We start from the raw sequence: 17633 nt of genomic DNA, 5'->3' as shown, positions 1-17633 counted from the left end.
CCCGAACCGGGCAACTCGCCGTCCCGAACCGGGCAACTCGCCGTCCCGATCCAGGCAACTCGCCGTCCCGAACCGGGCAACTCGCGGGGGGGCGGGGCCTCAGTCGCGGTACACCGGGGCGGGGGGTGGGGGGAGGGGGTTGAGGAGGTCGCCCAGCCAGCGGGTGTTGCTCGCGGCGAGGGAGCCGTCGGCGATGGACTTCTCCAGCACGGCGTTGACGAACCGGACCATGTCCTCGTTGCCGATCGGGATGCCGACGGCGGAGCGCGAGCTGGGGAGGCGGCTGTCGCTGATCACCTCGGTCTGCGGGTCCTGCGCGGCCAGTCCGGCGAGGATGACGTCGTCGTTGGAGATGGCCGCGACCCGACCGGTCTGCAGGCCGACGATGCAGTCGGGGGTGCTGGCCACCCCCTGCACGGTGACGCCGGGGTACTTCTTGAGCTCCTGCTCGGGCACCGAGCCCGCCGACGTGCAGACGGTCTTGCCCTTGAGGTCGTCGACGCTGCGGATCCCGCTGTTGCGCTGCACGAGCAGCCGCTGCGTCACCGTCTGGTACGGCGTGGAGAACGCGATCGTCTTCTGCCGCGCGCAGGTGACGGAGAAGGTGTTGACGACGATGTCGACCTGGTTCTTCTCGAGGACGGTGGTGCGGTCGGCGATGCTGGTGACGACGTAGCGCACCCTGTCGGGGTCGCCGAAGATCGCCTCGGCGATGGAGCGCACGACGTCGATGTCGCTGCCTTCGAGGTTGCCGTTGGCCGGGTTGCGGAAGCCGACGCGGAACTTGCCCTGGTCGACGGCGGCGACGAGCCGGCCGCGGTCGTGGATGCGGGCCATCGTGGAGCCGTCCGGCATCTGGTTGGGCGGCGGCAGCGGGCCGGCCGGGCGCAGGCTCTCCACCGGGGTGCACGGCGCGGCCGGCGCGGCGGCGGGTGCGGGGGGCGGCGGCGGAGGCGGCGCAGCGGCCTCTCCGCCCTGCCCGAGCGCCGGCAACAGCAGGCTGATCAGCGCCAGCACGGCGCCCACTGCGACGACGAGCAGCGGGCGGCGGGCATTGACCCGGCGGTGGTCGAGGTCGGTCATCGGTACTCCCCGATCCGGCGGCCCAGCCCGGCGACGGCGCCTGCCGCCGCGACGAGCGCGAGTACGGCAGGCCCGCCAGCGAGCCCGAACAGCGCGGTCTCCGCGGTGCGGGCAGCACTGGCGAACGCGGCCCGCTCGGCGTCGACGGCCTGGGTGAGGGCTGCGTCGAGCCGGTCGAACCGGGTGCCGGAGCTGGCCGGGTCGGTGCCGATCGCCGAGTCGACGGCGGCCCGGTAGTCGCCGCTGTCGTCGAGCTTGCGGACGTTGGCGTGCGCGGCCTGCCAGTCCTTCGCGGCCGTGCGGATCCCGTCGATGCCGGCCGTGGCCGCCGGGTCGGCGTCGGCTGCCGCGGCGGCGAGGAGCCCGCCGTTGCCGTCGGGGCCGAGGACCTTGTTCATCTGGTCGACGTAGACGCTGTCGCTCCCGCCGCCGCTGTTGCGCGCCACGAGCACCAAGCTCTCGTTGCTGCGGGCCTGCAGGACGGCGGTGCTGGCGTCGTCCAGCGCGGACGCGACGGTGGCGTGCCGGTTCGCCGCACCCAGCCCGGCACCGGCGATCACGGACGCGGCGACCCACCAGATCAGGGCCAGCGCGAGCGCCCCGCCGGCGACGGCCAGGCCGGGGCTGACCGCGCGGTTGGTGCGCCGGCTCTCCCGCATCGACACGTCGACGACGGCGATGATCGCGGCGAGGAGCGTCACCAGCGGTGCCCACGGGATGCCGCCGCCGACCGAGAAGGCGTCGCCCAGCGCGCCGGTCTGCAGGCTGCGCAGCTTCGCCGCGGCCGGCAGCATCTCCGTGGCCATCAGCTTGGAGGCGGTGGAGAGGTAGGACTGGCCGAGCGGGAGGTTCTGCCGGTTGTAGACGCGGGCAGTCTCCACGAGCGATGTGTAGACGGGCAGCTTCTCGGCCAACGTGGCGACGGGCGCGGCCGCCGGGTCGCCGGCCGGGAGCTTGCCGGCGGCGTCGATCAGGCGGGCGGACGCGCGGGCGACGTCGGCGTCGTAGCGGGCGCGCGCGGCCGCCGGCCCCTGCCCGCCGGACACGAACCCGCTGGTGGCCATCGCGTCGGCGTCGGCGAGGGAGCGGTAGATCTGGGCGGCGTCGGCGACGATGCCACCGATCCGCTCTCCGCCGTCGGCGACGGCGCGCGTCCGGTTGATGCCCGAGACCAGGCTGACGACACCCGCCACGAGGCAGCCGAGCACGAGGACGGCGCAGGCGCGCCGCAGCCGGTCCGGTGTCGCCTCACCGCGGGCGAGCTCCTGCCACCGCTCCCGCAGCGTCGCCGTCCAGGACCGCCCCGGTTCCGGCTGCTGTTCGACCCGTCCGGGCCGCGCACCGACGTCCACGCTCACCTTCGACCCCCCGGTCCACAGGGGCGCCAGCCTAATCGAGGAGGCGTTCGGCGACGGTCAGGTCGTGGGCATACGTGACCTTGATGTTGTGCGGGCTGCCGGGTACCCACCGGATCGGGACGTCCGGCGCGTACCGCGCGACGCACGCGGCGGTGTCGGTGCCGGCGAACCCGTCGGCCGCCGCGGCCGTGTAGGCGTCGAGGAGCGGGCGGGCGCGGAACCCCTGCGGCGTCTGGACGGCGACGAGGCCGTCCGCGGGTCCGGCGAGGGTGCCGTCCTCCCCGGCGACGGCGAGGCCGGGGCGGGGCAGCCCGGGCACCGCGCCACCGTCGGTACGGGCGACCCGCAGCACCTCGCGCACCAGCGCGGCGTCGACGAGCGGCCGGGCCCCGTCGTGGACGAGCACGACGTCGATCTCCCCCGCTCGCACGGCGGGAGCCAGCGCGCGCAGCGCGGCGAGCTCGGACTCCTGCCGGTTCGCCCCACCCGCCACGATCACCGGCCCGGACCCGACCGCGTCCCGCGCGAGCGCCTGCTCCCCGTCGCGGACGACGAGCACGACGGTGCCGAACTCGGGGAGCGCCGTGAACGCCGCCACCGACCAGGCGATCATCGGGCGGTCGCGCAGCGGCAGGTACACCTTGTTCCCCGCGGCGCCGACGCGCGTTCCGCTGCCGCCTGCGAGCACGACGGCGGCGGGAGAGGGCACGTGCCCAAGTCTGCCGGGCGATCCGGACGTCCCGGACAGGGGCCGTGTCCGGCGGAGACCTCTCAGGATCGGTCCGTATCGTCAGTGGCGTGAACCCGTCCGCATGGAGCGCTGCGCAGATCCCCGACCAGACCGGTCGCCGGGTCGTCGTCACGGGCGCGAACAGCGGGCTCGGCCTGGTGACGGCCACCCGGCTCGCCGCCGCGGGTGCCGAGGTCGTGCTCGCCTGTCGCGACGTCGACAAGGGCGCAGCCGCGGCGGCGGGGATCGCCGGCTCGGTTCAGGTGCGTGCGTTGGACCTGGCCGATCTGGCCTCGGTGCGCGCGTTCGCCGAGGGCATCGACGGCCCGGTCGACGTGCTCGTCAACAACGCCGGGGTGATGGCCGTGCCGTTCCGGCGCACGGTGGACGGGTTCGAGATGCAGTTCGGCACGAACCACCTCGGCCACTTCGCGCTGACCGGGCTGCTGCTCGACCGCATCACCGACCGCGTGGTCACGCTCACGAGCTTCATGCACCGGTTCGGCCGGATCCGGCTCGACGACCTGAACTGGGAGCGTCGCCGTTACCTCGCGTGGCCGGCGTACGCGCAGTCGAAGCTCGCGAACCTGATGTTCGCGTTCGAGCTGGAGCGCCGGTTCGTCGCCGCCGGTTCGCGGCTGCGCTCGCTCGCCGCGCACCCCGGGTACGCGGCCACGAACCTGCAGTCGCACACCGAGTCGGTGCTGGACTCGCTGATGGCGCTGGGCAACCGGGTGTTCGCGCAGTCCGCGGAGGACGGCGCGCTGCCCGCGCTCTTCGCCGCCACCGTCGAGGACGTGCCCGGCGGCACCTTCGTCGGTCCCGGCGGCCCGGGTGAGATGCGCGGCGCGCCGCGTCCGGTCGGTGCGGCCGCGGCCGCGCACGACCGCGCGGTGGCCAAGCAGCTGTTCGACGGGTCGGCCGAGCTCACCGGGGTACGTGCGACCGTGCCGCGGGCGAGCACGTGACGGCGCCGAAGGTGACCGTGATCACCGCGCGTAGGATCCCGCCGGTCTCGACGGCGAGTCGCGCAGGGATCGGCACTCGGAGGCGCAGGAGGTGAGCGGGGTGGACGACGACGCCGCGCGGCCCCCGCGCCGCCCCGACACCGGCGTGCGGGAGCCCGACCCGTGGCCGCGACGCAGCGAGCGCGGCCGCCACGATCCGCGGGCGACCCGGAACGGCACGCCGCCGTCGATGGCGGCACGCGGTTCCGACCGGGGTCCCGACGAGCGGCTCGCCGGCCCGTTGCGCCGCCGCCCGGACCAGCCGGGCCGGCCCGCGGATCCGCCGCGCCGCCCGGCCCCGCCGGCGGTGCCGCCGGGTGCCGAGCCGGCGACCCGGCCGGTCGGCCCGCCGCCGCCCCGCCGCCCCGATCCGCGCACGTCCGAGAGCCGGCCCGCCGGCCGATCGGGCGGCCCGCCGCCGCCCGGTCGGGCCGCGCCGGTCCGGGTCGAGCCGGCCACGCGCCCCGTCACGCGCACCCCGGCGCCCCGCACCGAGGCGCCCGACACCCGCACCGAGATGGTGCCGACGGTGAAGGGGCGCGCCGACGCCCCCGACGTCCGCACCGAGATGGTGGCGACGGTCGACGGCACCGACGACGAGTCGCCGCCGACCGCCCGCGTCGTCTCCCCGGCCGCCACCCGCCGGCCCACACCGAAGCGCCACGGCCGCCCGACCAAGCAGCGCACCCTGAAGAGCGCTCTCCTCGCCACGGCCGCCGCCACGGTGGTGCCCGGCTCGGGGCACCTCATGCTCGGCAGGCGGCGCACCGGCACGCTGATCGTGGGCGTGTTCGCGCTGCTGGTGCTGGCGATGGTCCTGCTCGCCACCACCGCCAGCCGCACCACACTGCTGTCGAACCTGCTCTCCGCGCGGGTGCTGATCGTGATCGGCGTCGGCATCGTCGCCGCCGCGGTCGCGTGGATCGCGGTGATCGTCCGCACGTACCTGATCGCCCGCCCGCGCTCGCTGGCCGCCGGCCCGCAGGCCGTCGGCGTGCTCGTCACCGCAGCGCTGTGCCTGGTCGTGGCCGCGCCGTTCGGGTACGCGGCGAACCTCGCCAACGCTCAGCGCAACTTCCTCGACACCCTGTTCGCCGGTGACAAGGGCGGTACGTCGGCGGCCGAGGCGATCGCGAAGCCGCGGCTGAACGTGCTGCTGGTCGGCAGCGACGCCGGGCCGGACCGGGAGGGCGCGCGCACCGACTCGATGATGGTGGCGAGCATCGACACCCGCACGGGCCGTACCACGATCTTCGGGCTACCGCGCAACCTCGGGCACGTCCAGTTCCCGCCCGGCACGCCCATGGCGAAGAAGTTCCCCGACGGCTTCCACGACGCGTCGAACCCGCTGTCGGGCGACTACCTGCTCAACGCCGTGTACGCGTGGGGCCGCGACCACCACGCCGACGCACCGACCACGCCGACGGCCGACCCGGGGCTCAACCTGCTGCACGAGACCGTCAGCTACATGCTGGGCCTGCAGCTCGACTACTACGTCGAGGTCAACATGGCCGGCTTCGCCGCCATCGTCGACGCGCTCGGCGGCCTGCAGGTCGACACCGGTCCGAACCCGATCCCCGTCGGCGGCATCCAGCCCGACGGCACGCACGTCAAGCCGGACCGCTACATCCCGGCCGGCCCGCAGTTGCTCAACGGCGAGGACGCGCTGGCGTACGCGCGGTCGCGCACCGACAGCACCGACTACACGCGCATGGGCCGGCAGCGCTGCCTGCTGCAGAAGCTGCTGACCCAGAAGAGCCCGGCGCAGATGCTCACCAACTTCCAGGCCGTCGCCAGCGCCACCACCAACAGCGTGGCGACGAACATCCCGCAGGAGGTGCTGCCGTCGCTGGTCGCGCTGGCCGGGCAGCCGACGGTGAAGCTGGAGAGCATCGCGTTCGACCCGAGCCTGGTCGACCCGAGCCGGCCGGACGGGAAGTTCTCCACCGCGCGCGTGGACGTCGACTTCATGCGGGAGGTCGTGCAGCGCGCGATCAGCGGGCAGCCCCTGCCGTCGCTCGACGAGGCGAAGTCGACGGCGAAGCCGCGCGCGTCCCGCTCCGCCACGGCCCCCACGGCACCCTCCACCACGGAGGCGCCGCAGACCTCGCCGGTGTCGCTGGCCGACGCCTGCGGCTGAGCGCTCCGGGGCGCTTGCCCGGATGCGGTTTACAGCAGTGGATCAGCCGGGGCGACCGACGTTTAGCCGGACGCGCCAGCTCCCCAGGCTGACACGTCTTGCGATCCGATACATCACCAAGAACCTTGCGCTCGTGTCCATCAGCCCTTGACGCTCAATCACGACCGTTGTCACAGTTCCAGTATCCCCGGCGGCGAGCCGAGTCAACCGAATCCGCCGGTCCGCGCCCGCTTTCCACGAAGGTGCAATCGAACTCAGCCATGAAATCCTCGAACGTGTACGCGCCGTACCTGTTCTTGAGCTCCCTGACGAAGGCGATCCCCTCGGGGGTCGCGTGGAACTGCTTGGAGTACTCGTTGACATCCGCAAGCAGGCAACGGGCGGACACGATCGCCCCGACCCAACCGGCACCGCGAGCGGCGACAGTCCGACCGAGCGAGCCCAAGCTCGTGCCCGCGGTCAGGAGGGATCCACAAACGCCGTCCAGCGCCGTCGGACGGATTCCGTAGCCAATCGATTCCACTTGTGACGGTTCGACAGCGTTAGCGTTTGTCGCGCCGGCGACCGACGCCAAGGCGATCACGATCGCAACAACCGCAGCTCGCGCACGGATCCGAGGCTTCACAACCCCTCCATTTGAACTCGGCGAGTTTCCTTTTGATAGCATCGGCTCCCACCGTCGGTGACACACAGCCTGCGGAGCCAAGGCCTGTACGCTCTCAAAAACAGGTGCGATGCCGCCGGCGGATGGCGCGTCATCACCCGTAAGCACCAACAATCGAGTCCCGGCCTCGCGGTCCACGGAGGCATCGCCCGGCGCCCGTCGAATCCACCCCACCCTGTTGGACCTCCTGCGCCGAACAGCGCATGGACCAGCTGCCCGGCCGAACTTGCCCGGACAAGTCAAATCGACTCCCGCGCGGCGGACGTCTTGTCGACCTGACGGCCCGGTCAGGAGCGGGCGCCTCCGGGCCGCCACGCGTACTCCACCTGCGGGCGGCCCTGGGCGCCGTAGCGGGAGCGGCGGGTCGCCATGCCGATCTCGACGAGGTGCTCGAGGTAGCGCCGGGCCGTGACGCGGGAGGCGCCGAGCTGCTCGGCCACCTCGACGGCGGTGCGTCCGGCATCCTCCCCCGCCGCCTCCAGCACGCCGGCGACGGCCTCGAGCGACTCGCGGCCCACCCCGCGCGGCAGGCCAGGGTCCGGGCCGGGGGTGCGCAGCGCCTCGAACAGGCCGTCGACGTCGCCCTGGGCGAGCACGGGCTCGGCCTCCAGCCGTTGGACGTAGGTGCGGTGGCTCGCGAGCTTCGCCGCCACCGCGTTGAACGTGAACGGCTTGACCAGGTACTGGGTGGCCCCGAAGGCGACGGCGGCGCGCACCACCTCCACGTCGCGTGCCCGCGTCACCATGATCACGTCGGCGGTGCGGCCCTCGGCGCGCATGCGGCGCAGGATCTCCAGCCCGTTGGTGTCGGGCAGGTGCACGTCCAGCAGCACGAGGTCGACGGGGGTGGCCGCGAGCAGGCGCAGCGCCTCCGTGCCGGTGCCGGCCGCGCCGACCACCTTGAACCCGGGCACCCGGCCGACGTAGGCGACGTGCGCCTCGCGGGCGAGCGGGTCGTCCTCGACGACGAGCGTGCGGATCACGCGGGCACCTGGTCGGGCACGGGCAGGCGGACGGTGAACACCGCGCCCGCGGCGTCGGTGCTGGCCTCGGCGCGGCCGCCGTGCCGGTGCGCGGCCTGCGCCACCAGCGCGAGCCCCAGACCGCGGCCGAGGCCGGGAGTGGTCGCCTTCGTCGAGACGCCGCGGACGAACACCCGGTCGGCCACGGCCGGATCGATGCCCGGGCCGGAGTCGCGCACGCGCAGCACCAGCTCGCCGTCGGTGACCCCGGCGTCCAGCCCGACCCGACGGGGCGGCGGGCCGTCGAGGGCGGCGTCGATGGCGTTGTCGAGCAGGTTGCCCGTGATCGTGACGAGGTCGCGCGGATCGGCGACCCCCGCCGGGACGTGCGCGCCGTCGGCGACGGTGAGCTCCACGCCCCGTTCGGCGGCCTGCGCGGCCTTCCCCACGACCAGCGCGGCGAGCTCCGGCACCTCCACCGCCGCCAGGACGGCGTCGGTGAGCTGCTGGGCGATCTCCAGCTCCTCCTCGGCGTAGGCGAGCGCCTCGTCGGCGCGGCCCAGCTCGATGAGCGAGATGACGGTGTGCAGCTGGTTGGCCGCCTCGTGCGCCTGCGCGTTGAGCGAGTCGGCGAAGCCCTGGATGGTCTGCAGCTCGCTCGTGAGGGCGCGCAGCTCGGTGTGGTCGCGCAAGGTCACGACGGTGCCGAGGTCGCGGCCGCGCTGCACGGCCGGCTGCTGGTTGACGACGACGATGTGGTCGGCGGTCAGGTGGATCTCGTCGGCGCCGACGGTGCGGGCGGCGAGCGCCGCGCCCAGCCCGGACGTGACGACCTCGGCGACGGGCCGGCCGGCGACGTCCCCGGTCAGGCCCAGCAGCCGCCGGGCCTCGTCGTTGACCAGCTGCACCCGCCCGGCCGCGTCGAGCAGCAGCATGCCCTCGCGGACCGAGTGCAGCACCGCGTCGTAGTAGGAGTACATGCGCGACAGCTCGGCCGGCCCCAGGTCGTGGGTGGTGCGGCGCAGCCAGCGGCTGATCAGCCAGGCGCCGATCGCGGCCACCACCAGCGCGATCGCCGCGACGGCGAGCACCAGCGACAGCGACGCGGCCAGCGTCGCGGAGACCGCGGTGATGGTGCGCCCAACCGACACCAGCGCGACCACCCTCCCGCCCACCCGGACCGGTACGACGGCCCGCACCGACGGGCCCAGCGTGCCGGTGTAGGTCTCGGTGATCGACTCGCCGGCCGCGGCGGGCTCGATGGTGCCCAGGAAGTGCCGGCCGATCTCGGACGGGGTGGGGTGGCTGTAGCGGATTCCGTCCGGCGTCATGACGACGACGAAGTCGGTGCCGGTGCGCCTGCGCACGTCCTCGGCCAGCGGCTGCAGCGCATCGGACGGCCGCGGCGTGGCGAGCGCGGCCGCCACCGCGGGATCGGCCGCGAGGGTGTGCGCGATCCCCAGCATCTCCCGTGCCGCCGCGTCGTCGTTGGCCTCGTCGAACTGGTAATAGGCGGCTACCGTGACGCCCGCGAGAACGATCGCCACGACAGCGGCCTGGAGGACGAACAACCGGCGGGCAAGGCTCCACGTTCGAGCGAACGCAATGAACGAAACCGTGGCTGCCATCACACCTCCCCGCATGCTGTCGCGCATAGTCGTCGGCCGACCGCCGACGACGCAAACTCCGACGGACTGGGGAGCACCGTGGCATCCACAGAACCAGGCGCAGCATCGGGTGCCGGGTCCGGCACCGACACACCGCCCCGCAAGCGCGACCGCACCCACTTCCTGTACTTGGCCGTCATCGTCGCGGTGCTGCTCGGCATCGCGGTGGGCTTCCTGTTCCCGGACCTGGGCAAGAATCTCAAGCCACTGGGCGACGCGTTCGTCAACCTGATCAAGATGATGATCAGCCCGATCATCTTCTGCACCGTCGTGCTGGGCATCGGCTCGATCCGGCAGGCGGCGAAGGTCGGCAAGGTCGGCGGCCTGGCCATCGGCTACTTCCTGATCATGTCGACGTTCGCGCTGATCATCGGCCTGGTCGTCGGCAACATCCTGGACCCGGGCACCGGGCTGAACCTCGCAGCGATCAGTGGGAAACCGCCGGCCGCGGAGCAGCAGGGCACGACCGAGTTCCTGCTGGGCATCATCCCGACGACGCTGTTCTCGCCGCTGGTCGGCAACAGCGTGCTCTCCACGCTGTTCGTCGCGCTGCTGGTCGGTTTCGCCGTGCAGGCGCTCGGCCCGACCGGCGAGCCGATCCTGCGCGGCATCAAGTACATCGAGAAGCTCGTGTTCCGGGTGCTCGCGATGATCATGTGGGTGGCTCCGATCGGCGCGTTCGGCGCCATCGCGGCGGTCGTGGGGGCCACGAAGGGTGCGGCGCTGATCGAGCTCGCCAAGCTCATGCTCGGGTTCTACCTGACCTGCGTGATCTTCATCTTCGTCGTGCTCGGACTGGTTCTGCGGCTCTTCACCGGGCTGTCGATCTTCGCGCTGCTGCGCTACCTGGCCCGTGAGTTCCTGCTCATCGTCTCCACCTCGTCGTCGGAGTCGGCGCTGCCGCGGCTCATCGCGAAGATGGAGCACGTCGGCATTTCCCGGCCGGTCGTGGGCATCACGGTGCCGACCGGCTACTCGTTCAACCTCGACGGCACCGCGATCTACCTGACCATGGCGTCGATCTTCATCGCCGACGCCCTGGGCAAGCCGCTGGCGCTGGGTGAGCAGATCGGCCTGCTCCTGTTCATGATCATCGCGTCGAAGGGCGCGGCCGGGGTCTCGGGCGCCGGGCTGGCCACCCTCTCCGGCGGGCTGTCGTCGCACCGCCCCGACCTGGTCGACGGGGTGGCGATCATCGCCGGCATCGACCGGTTCATGTCGGAGGCACGCGCGCTCACCAACTTCGCCGGCAACGCCGTCGCGACGGTGCTGATCGGCAACTGGGTGGGTGAGTTCGACCGCGCGAAGGCCGAGCGGGTGCTCTCCGGCCAGGACCCGTTCGACGAGGCGACCATGCTCGACGACGACCACACGCGCGAGTCGCAGGCACCGGAGTCGCCCAGCCTGTCGAAGGCCTGAGCGCACCGTTGATCAAGGGCAGAACGTCGTTCCTCGATCGATCCAGAACGACATTCTGCCCTTGATCGACACACCCGCGGGCAGGTCGGAACCCCGCCCGCGGACCCGGCCGGACGGCGCCTCCGCATCGATCCAGTCGCACCTCTGCGACCGCGTTCGACCAGCAGGCGCCCGCACCCCGCCCCGGCGTGTCGCCGTCCGACACGCCGGGGCGGCCGTCGTCCGGACCGCGCCCGATCTCGATCATGACCATGCGGCGGACTGCTCCGAGCCACGCCGCTGCGACGGCGGGTGACGTGTCAATCACCAGTTGCCACACCTCGGCCGTCGCACTAGCTTTGACCTGCGATTATCACCGAACGTCAGCACCTCCACGATCGGGGTGATGTGTCCACACGGAGATCTCGCCGTGACCGCCGAGAGACCCTCCCGACCCCGTTTCCTGGGCCCTCTCCGCGCGCCTCCGACGCCTTCTGCCACGCTTGCGGTGAAGTTGACCTGCGCAGACACCCGTTCCGGGTGCTGAACAGAGAAGGAAAGGAACCGACATGGCACTGCCCACGCTCACCCCCGAGCAGCGCGCCGAGGCCCTCAAGAAGGCCGCGGCCGCCCGCACCGCACGCAAGGAGCTGCGCGACGCCATCGCGTCGGGCAAGGAGACGATCCCCGGCGTTCTCAAGCGCGCCAAGTCCGACCAGATCGTCGGCAAGACCAAGGTCGCCGACCTGCTGAAGAGCCTCCCCGGCTACGGGCCCGCCAAGGTCTCGGCGCTGCTCGAGGCCACCGGCATCGACGCGTCCCGCCGTGCGGCCGGCCTGGGCGACCGCCAGCGCCAGGCGCTGCTCGACGCCCTCAAGTAAGTCCCTCCGCGGACTCCCCGGCGCCCGGCCCTGCAGCCCGCAGGGCCGGGCGGGTCCGGGCGCGTGTCCGTCATCGGTGGCACTGGTCACCACCCCCGCCGTGGACGCGACGGCCACGGACCGGCAGGCTGAGCGCGTGGAGCGCTTCGTCGATGCAGCACCCGGTGTCTCTCTGTGGGCGGAGTACGTCCCTGCCACCGGGCCCGTCGCCGGCGCCCCGATCCTGCTGGTCATGGGCGCCAACGCCAGCGGCCTCGCCTGGCCCGACGAGCTCGTCGCCGCGCTGGCCGAGCACCACCCGGTGATCCGCTACGACCACCGCGACACCGGCCGCAGCACCTGGTCGGAGGACGAGCCCGACTACGGCCCCGCCGACCTGGCCGCCGACGCCGTCGCCGTCCTCGACGCGTTCGACGTTCCGCAGTCCCACGTCGTCGGCATGAGCATGGGTGGGTTCCTCGTCCAACTGCTGCTGCTCGACCACGCCGACCGGCTCCTCACGGCGACCCTGTTCTGCACCGGCCCGATGGCGACCCCCGGCGCCGAGCCGCTCCCCGGCCCGTCCGAGGCACTGCTGCGGATGTGGGGCGAGCTGGACGACCCCCGCGACGCCGAGGGCGAGCTGGCGTGGCGGGTCGAGCACTGGCGGGTGCTCAACGGCACCGGCACCCCGTTCGACCCGGCCGAGTTCCGGGCCAGGGAGGAGCGGATCATCGCCCACACCGGCCGCGTCGAGGCGCCCACCGCGCACGCCCGCATGATCGCCGACGGGCTCGACCGCGGTGCCGAGCTGGCCTCCGTCGACGTCCCGGTGCTGGTGATCGAAGCGCCGGAGGACCCCGCGTTCCCGCCGCCGAACCACGGCGCACTCGTCCGCGCGCTCGGCGCCGCCCGCTTGGTGCGGATCCCCGGTATGGGGCACGCGATCAACCGCACGGTGATCCCCCCACTGGCCGCGGCGATCCTGACGCAGACCCAGCAGCGCACCCCGACCCGGGCCTGAATCACCCGGGGGTACGCGTCGAGAACGAACTTACGGTGATCAACAAGGCTTGTTGATCACCGTAACGTCGTTCTCGACGCATACCCCGGGTGCTTCAGCGCGCCCGGTAGCGGCGTTCCGGGCGGCCGGTGCCCCCGTAGCGCAGGCGGACGGTCGCGGTGCCGCTGGCCACGAAGTGCTCCAGGTAGCGTCGCGCGCTGACCCGCGACAGCTCCGTCAGCTCGGCGCACTCGCTCGCCGACAGGTCGCCCGCGCTCTCGCGCAGGGCCCGCGCGACCAGCTCGGCCGTCTCCGGGGTCAACCCCTTCGGGAGGCGGGTCGCGGGCGCGGCGCGGCCACCGAAGACGGCGTCGATCTCGGCCTGGCCGGCGTTCCCGAGGGTGGCGAGCGTGGCGCGCACCGCGCCGATCCGGGCGATGTGCCCGGCGAGGGCCTGCGAGTCGAACGGCTTGACCAGGTAGTGCGCCGCCCCGCCGTGCAGCGCCCCCGCCACCGTGGGCGCATCGTCGGCGGCCGTGATCATCAGGACCGACGGGTCGTCGGGCGCGCCGCTGCGCAGCGCGCGGAGCACGTCCAGGCCGGACATGTCGGGCAGGTACACGTCCAGCAGCACCAGGTCGGGGCGCAGCTCGCGCACCGCGGCCAGCGCGGCCGCGCCGGTGTGCGCCACGCCGACGACCTCGCAGCCGTCGATGCGCGAGACGTAGCCGGAGTGCACCCGGGCGACCATGAAGTCGTCGTCGACGACGAGCACGCGCATCAGGCACGCACCAGCAGCGGCAGGACGGCGGTGAACGTCGAGCCGCTGACCGCGACCGTTCCGCCGCGGCGCAGGCACACCTGCCGCACGAGCGCGAGCCCGAGCCCCCGCTCGCCCTGCTCGGCGGTCTTGGTGGAGAACCCGTGCCGGAACACCTCGTCGGCGAGCTCGGGCGCGACCCCCGGCCCGGAGTCGCGGACGACGACCGTCACCGGCCCGGTCGCTGTGCCGTCCACCCCCACCTCGACCCAACGTGGCGCCGGTTCGGCGGCGACGGCGTCGAGCGCGTTGTCGACGAGGTTGCCCAGCACCGTGACCAGGTCGGCGGACAGCGCCGGGTCGTCCCCGGCCTCCAGCCGCGCGCCGGGCGCCAGGCGCAGCACGACCCCGCGTTCGGTGGCCAGGCTCGCCTTGGCCACCAGCAGGGCGGCCGCGGCCGGGTCGCCGACCGACCCGGTGACCTCGCGCCGCCACGCGTCCCCACCGGCGACGATTCCTGCGACGAACCGGCGCACCTCGTCGTGTTCGCCCAGCTCGGTGAGCCCGGCGATGGTGTGCAGCCGGTTGGCGAACTCGTGGGCCTGCGCGCGCAGGGTGTCGGTGACGTGCCGGGACGCGTCCAGCCGGCCCTCCAGCGCGGCCAGCTCGGTGCGGTCGCGCAACGTGACCACGGCACCGACCTGGGCGCCGTGCACGACCACCGGCATCCGGTTGAGCACGAGCACCTTGCCCTCCCGCAGCACCAGCTGGTCCTCGCCGGTCACCGAGCCGAGCAGCACGTCGCGCAGGCGGTCGTCCAGCCCGAGGTCGTCGACCCGCACGCCCGTCGACGAGATGCCGAGCAGGTCGCGGGCCGCGTCGTTCAGCAGCGTGATCCGGTGGTCGCCGTCCATGCCGACCACACCCTCCTTCACACCGAGCAGCATGGCCTCGCGCCGCTGCACCAGCTCGACGATCTCGGCGGGCTCCAGCCCGAGCGTCTGCCGGCGCACCCGGCGGGCCAGCAGCAACGACCCGCCCACGCCGAGCACCAGCGCGACGAGCAGCAACGTGACCGCGGGCCCCGGTGCCGCGACCAGCCCCTCCAGCAGCGACGGCGCCCGGATGCGGGCGGCGACGACGCCGAGGATCTGCTGCCCGACGTCGAGCACGGGGACCTGCGCGTCCACGGTGCGGCCGTCGGGATCCCCGACCCACGACCGGCCGGCCGCCGCCGTCGACTCCCCCGCGGCGAACCGCGTGCCGACCAGCGTCGGGTCGACCGACGCGCGGATCACTCCGTCACGGTCCACGACCAGCACGTCGTCGGCGCCGGAGATGTTGCGCGCCCCCACCACCACGCCCGGCAGCGGGCCGTAGAGGTCCGTGGACAGGCTGAGCCGCACCGTCGGCACCGCCGCCACGTCCTCCGCGACCGACAGCATCCGCCGCCCCTGCACGTCACGGAACTCGGCGTCCGACCGCACCGCCGCGAACCCCGCCACCGCCGCGAGCAGCAGCAGGACGACGGCCAGCTGCCAGACGAGGAACTGGCGGGCGAGCGACCGGGTCACCGCGGCACTGTGTCACCGCGGTACGGGAGTTGGCCAGGTTGCGCGGGCGTCCGCCGGACGTCACACAGCGCGTGGCCACGGCACACAGGTTGCAACCTGTGTGAGGTGGCCGTGCGCTGTGTGAGGTCGATCAGGGGCCGACTCCGGGCGCCGGGTCCTCGATCGCGCGGTAGACCGTGCGCCCGGCGACCCGGTCGAGCGCGTAGACCCAGGTGGTGAGCCCTTCGCCGGTCCAGCGCCTGGCCACGGCCTGGGCGTCCTCCACCGTGCCGGTCTCGACGAACCGCGTCTCGTCGTGGACCACCGTGCCGTTGCGGCGACGCATCAGCCGCGCCTGAACCTGGAACCGATCCCCCATCGAGCGACCTTTCATCTAGATAGATCCCACAGCTTGCCATCTATCTAGATTGATGACAAGCTGTGGCCCGCTGCCGCACCGAGGGTCATTGCTGCGCGTAGGTACGGTGGCGCCCATGTCCGACGGCCGAACCACCTGGCGCGACATCGCCGCCGACCTCCGTGGGGCCATCGAACGCGGCGACGTCCGCCCGGGCGAGCAGCTGCCCACCCAGGCCCAGCTCATCCAGCAGTACGGGGTCGCCAGCCAGACGGTCGCCAACGCGCTGAGCGCGCTGCGGTCCGAAGGCCTCATCCGCAGCCGCACCGGGTCGGGCCACTTCGTGCGGGAGCGCCCGCCGATCCTGCGCAGCACCCGCAGCCGGCTCAGCGCCGACGAGCGCGACGCCGGCCGCGGCGCCTTCCTGTCCGACGCCCATGCGGGCGAGTGGGAGCCGCGGTCCGAGACGGAGATCCGCGTCGAACCCGCGAGCGCGGCCGTCGCCGCAGCTCTCGGCCTCGACGAAGGGGCCGAGGTGCTCGTGCGCGACCGCCGGATGTTCGCCGACGACGTCCCGGTCCAGCTCGCGACCAGCTACCTGCCGCGAACGCTCACCCTCGGCACCCGGATCGAGGAGACCGACACCGGGCCCGGCGGCATCTACGCGCGGCTGGAGGAGGCGGGGCACTCGCCGCTGCGCTTCGAGGTGGCGGTCCGGGTCGGACGCGCCGCGGCCCCGGAATCCGACCGGATGGACGTGCCGACAGGAGCCCCGGTGTTCCGAATCACCCGCGTGGCCATGACCGACAAGCGCCCCGTCGAGGTCAACTTCATCGTCCTCGACGGCGAGCGGTTCGAGCTCTTCTACACGGTCTGAGCCGCACGCGACCGCCGTCCCGTGCCCGAGACAACCGGCGTCGATCAAGGGCAAAACGTCGTCCGCGAAGATCGACAAGCGACATTTTGCCCTTGATCACCGCACCACCCCGGCCGAGCCGAACCAGCGCCCGGCTCAAGCGAGCACCCGATGCGTCCGGTCGACGTGGACGAGGTGCGCGCCGCGCCGCTCCCCCAGCACCTCGACGACCTGGGCGGCGATCAGCACCGACGCCCCGACGTCCACGGTCGAGAGGACCTGGCAGCGCAGCGCCAGCCCGGTGTCGAGCAGCCGCGGTTCCCCCGTCGGCAGCGGCGCCCAGCGCACCGCGGCGAAGCGGTCGCCGGGTGCCGCGAACCGCTCGGCGAGGGCGACGTCGTCCGCGTCGAGCAGGTGCACCAGCGCCGTCTCGGCGGCGAGCACGGCGGCGGCGGTGGAGCTCGCCCGCTTCAGCGAGAACGCGACTGCCGGCGGGTCGAGCGCCAGCGACGCGACGGACGAGGCGGTCAGCCCGACGGGCCCGGCCGCGGTGACGACGGCCAGTCCCGCCGGCTGCCCCCGGAACGCTTCCGTCAGCCGGACGGCCGTGGTCACGCCTCGAAGCGCGCTTGCGCGTCGGCCCAGTTGACGACGTTCCACCAGGCCTTGACGTAGTCGGGCTTGACGTTCTTGTACTGCAGGTAGAACGCGTGCTCCCACATGTCGAGCATGACGACCGGGGTGATCCCGACCGGGACGTTGGCCTGCTGGTCGAACAGCTGGAAGATCAGCAGCTTGTTCGCGATCGGGTCCTTGCCCAGGATCGCCCACCCCGATCCCTGGATCGTGGTCGCGGCCGCGGTGAACTGCCCCTGGAACGCGTCGAACGACCCGAACTGGTCGTCGATGGCCGCGGCCAGCTCACCGGTGGGCTTGCCGCCGCCGTCGGGGGAGAGGTTCTTCCAGAAGATCGAGTGGTTGATGTGGCCACCCAGGTTGAACGACAGCGTCTTCTCCAACCCGACGATGGCGCCGAAGTCGCCCTTCTCCCGGGCCGCGGCGAGCTTCTCCAACGTGTCGTTGAGCGCGGTGACGTAGGTGTTGTGGTGCTTGGAGTGGTGCAGCTCCATGATCTCCGGCGCGATGTGCGGCGCCAGAGCGCCGTAGTCGTACGGGAGGTCGGGCAGCGTGTAGTCAGCCATGCCGGCATCCTCGAACCTGAACACGGGTTGAG

17 protein-coding genes are annotated in these 17633 nt (G+C 73.0%); 6 read left to right on the top strand and 11 right to left on the bottom strand.

Annotated features, from left to right (window positions below; all coding sequences use genetic code 11):
- Positions 1 to 99 precede the first annotated feature (99 nt).
- Genes ACQEVB_RS17435 through ACQEVB_RS17425 form a run of 3 tightly spaced genes read right to left on the bottom strand, consistent with a single transcriptional unit; the run spans position 100 to position 3150 of the window.
- The gene (locus tag ACQEVB_RS17435) at positions 100 to 1083 is read right to left on the bottom strand and encodes a glutamate ABC transporter substrate-binding protein (protein ID WP_432972122.1); all 984 of its coding nucleotides are present in this window, start codon (positions 1081 to 1083) and stop codon (positions 100 to 102) included.
- On the bottom strand, positions 1080 to 2441 hold the full coding sequence (locus tag ACQEVB_RS17430; protein WP_432972119.1) for a hypothetical protein: 1362 nt from the start codon (positions 2439 to 2441) through the stop codon (positions 1080 to 1082). Before ACQEVB_RS17430 ends, ACQEVB_RS17435 begins: the two co-directional genes overlap by 4 nt.
- Before the next feature lie 31 nt (positions 2442 to 2472).
- Positions 2473 to 3150, bottom strand: coding sequence for an IspD/TarI family cytidylyltransferase (locus ACQEVB_RS17425; RefSeq protein ID WP_432972116.1), 678 nt, complete (start codon positions 3148 to 3150; stop codon positions 2473 to 2475).
- Between the two features lie 89 nt (positions 3151 to 3239).
- Here ACQEVB_RS17425 and ACQEVB_RS17420 point away from each other — a divergent pair, with 89 nt between their 5' ends.
- The gene (locus tag ACQEVB_RS17420; protein ID WP_432972113.1) at positions 3240 to 4139 is read left to right on the top strand and encodes an oxidoreductase; all 900 of its coding nucleotides are present in this window, start codon (positions 3240 to 3242) and stop codon (positions 4137 to 4139) included.
- A 100-nt stretch (positions 4140 to 4239) separates the two neighbouring features.
- Complete coding sequence (locus ACQEVB_RS17415; protein WP_432972110.1) at positions 4240 to 6318, top strand: LCP family protein; 2079 nt, start codon at positions 4240 to 4242, stop codon at positions 6316 to 6318.
- Positions 6319 to 6472: 154 nt separating this feature from the next.
- Here ACQEVB_RS17415 and ACQEVB_RS17410 read toward each other — a convergent pair whose 3' ends face one another.
- From ACQEVB_RS17410 to ACQEVB_RS17400, 3 genes are all read right to left on the bottom strand, one after another.
- Positions 6473 to 6943, bottom strand: coding sequence for a hypothetical protein (locus ACQEVB_RS17410; protein ID WP_432972107.1), 471 nt, complete (start codon positions 6941 to 6943; stop codon positions 6473 to 6475).
- 326 nt (positions 6944 to 7269) lie between these two features.
- On the bottom strand, positions 7270 to 7965 hold the full coding sequence (locus ACQEVB_RS17405) for a response regulator (protein ID WP_432972104.1): 696 nt from the start codon (positions 7963 to 7965) through the stop codon (positions 7270 to 7272).
- Positions 7962 to 9491, bottom strand: a complete 1530-nt coding sequence (locus ACQEVB_RS17400) for an ATP-binding protein (protein ID WP_432972101.1) — start codon at positions 9489 to 9491, stop codon at positions 7962 to 7964. Before ACQEVB_RS17400 ends, ACQEVB_RS17405 begins: the two co-directional genes overlap by 4 nt.
- Positions 9492 to 9650: 159 nt before the next feature.
- On the opposite strand from ACQEVB_RS17400, the gene ACQEVB_RS17395 reads away from it, so the two are divergent.
- From ACQEVB_RS17395 to ACQEVB_RS17385, 3 genes are all read left to right on the top strand, one after another.
- Positions 9651 to 11030, top strand: a complete 1380-nt coding sequence (locus ACQEVB_RS17395) for a cation:dicarboxylate symporter family transporter (RefSeq protein WP_432972098.1) — start codon at positions 9651 to 9653, stop codon at positions 11028 to 11030.
- A gap of 548 nt (positions 11031 to 11578) precedes the next feature.
- On the top strand, positions 11579 to 11890 hold the full coding sequence (gene mihF / locus ACQEVB_RS17390; protein WP_432972095.1) for an integration host factor, actinobacterial type: 312 nt from the start codon (positions 11579 to 11581) through the stop codon (positions 11888 to 11890).
- Positions 11891 to 12026: 136 nt separating this feature from the next.
- On the top strand, positions 12027 to 12893 hold the full coding sequence (locus tag ACQEVB_RS17385) for an alpha/beta fold hydrolase (RefSeq protein WP_432972092.1): 867 nt from the start codon (positions 12027 to 12029) through the stop codon (positions 12891 to 12893).
- Positions 12894 to 12987: 94 nt separating this feature from the next.
- On the opposite strand, the gene ACQEVB_RS17380 is transcribed toward ACQEVB_RS17385, so the two are convergent.
- The 3 genes from ACQEVB_RS17380 to ACQEVB_RS17370 form a co-directional block, all read right to left on the bottom strand.
- On the bottom strand, positions 12988 to 13656 hold the full coding sequence (locus ACQEVB_RS17380) for a response regulator (RefSeq protein WP_432980420.1): 669 nt from the start codon (positions 13654 to 13656) through the stop codon (positions 12988 to 12990).
- Positions 13653 to 15206 carry an ATP-binding protein gene (locus tag ACQEVB_RS17375; RefSeq protein ID WP_432972089.1) on the bottom strand — a complete coding sequence of 518 codons (1554 nt, stop codon included), beginning with the start codon at positions 15204 to 15206 and terminating at the stop codon, positions 13653 to 13655. Before ACQEVB_RS17375 ends, ACQEVB_RS17380 begins: the two co-directional genes overlap by 4 nt.
- 130 nt (positions 15207 to 15336) lie before the next feature.
- Positions 15337 to 15564 (bottom strand): hypothetical protein, encoded by a 228-nt coding sequence (locus ACQEVB_RS17370; RefSeq protein WP_432972086.1) that lies wholly within the window; start codon positions 15562 to 15564, stop codon positions 15337 to 15339.
- Positions 15565 to 15679: 115 nt separating this feature from the next.
- Between ACQEVB_RS17370 and ACQEVB_RS17365 the strand changes: the two genes are divergently transcribed.
- Positions 15680 to 16420, top strand: coding sequence for a GntR family transcriptional regulator (locus tag ACQEVB_RS17365; protein ID WP_432972083.1), 741 nt, complete (start codon positions 15680 to 15682; stop codon positions 16418 to 16420).
- A 135-nt stretch (positions 16421 to 16555) separates the two neighbouring features.
- Here the strand turns inward: ACQEVB_RS17365 and ACQEVB_RS17360 are convergent, their stop codons facing one another.
- Positions 16556 to 17014 (bottom strand): flavin reductase family protein, encoded by a 459-nt coding sequence (locus tag ACQEVB_RS17360; RefSeq protein ID WP_432972080.1) that lies wholly within the window; start codon positions 17012 to 17014, stop codon positions 16556 to 16558.
- Complete coding sequence (locus ACQEVB_RS17355) at positions 17011 to 17601, bottom strand: superoxide dismutase (protein WP_432972077.1); 591 nt, start codon at positions 17599 to 17601, stop codon at positions 17011 to 17013. The genes ACQEVB_RS17360 and ACQEVB_RS17355 overlap by 4 nt, the downstream gene beginning before the upstream one ends.
- Between the last annotated feature and the right edge of the window lie 32 nt (positions 17602 to 17633).

Source organism: Pseudonocardia sp. CA-107938 (assembly GCF_050936315.1).
GTDB lineage: Bacteria > Actinomycetota > Actinomycetes > Mycobacteriales > Pseudonocardiaceae > Pseudonocardia.
The sequence above is the reverse complement of the archived record's forward strand: the minus strand, read 5'-3'. Positions and strand labels throughout refer to the sequence as shown.

What these genes read in the sequence shown, in the direction of transcription:
- ACQEVB_RS17435 (WP_432972122.1), bottom strand. Translation starts at nt 1,083, where the DNA reads ATGACCGACCTCGACCACCGCCGGGTCAATGCCCGCCGCCCGCTGCTC.
- mihF (WP_432972095.1), top strand. Translation starts at nt 11,579, where the DNA reads ATGGCACTGCCCACGCTCACCCCCGAGCAGCGCGCCGAGGCCCTCAAG.
- ACQEVB_RS17370 (WP_432972086.1), bottom strand. Translation starts at nt 15,564, where the DNA reads ATGGGGGATCGGTTCCAGGTTCAGGCGCGGCTGATGCGTCGCCGCAAC.
- ACQEVB_RS17365 (WP_432972083.1), top strand. Translation starts at nt 15,680, where the DNA reads ATGTCCGACGGCCGAACCACCTGGCGCGACATCGCCGCCGACCTCCGT.
- ACQEVB_RS17355 (WP_432972077.1), bottom strand. Translation starts at nt 17,601, where the DNA reads ATGGCTGACTACACGCTGCCCGACCTCCCGTACGACTACGGCGCTCTG.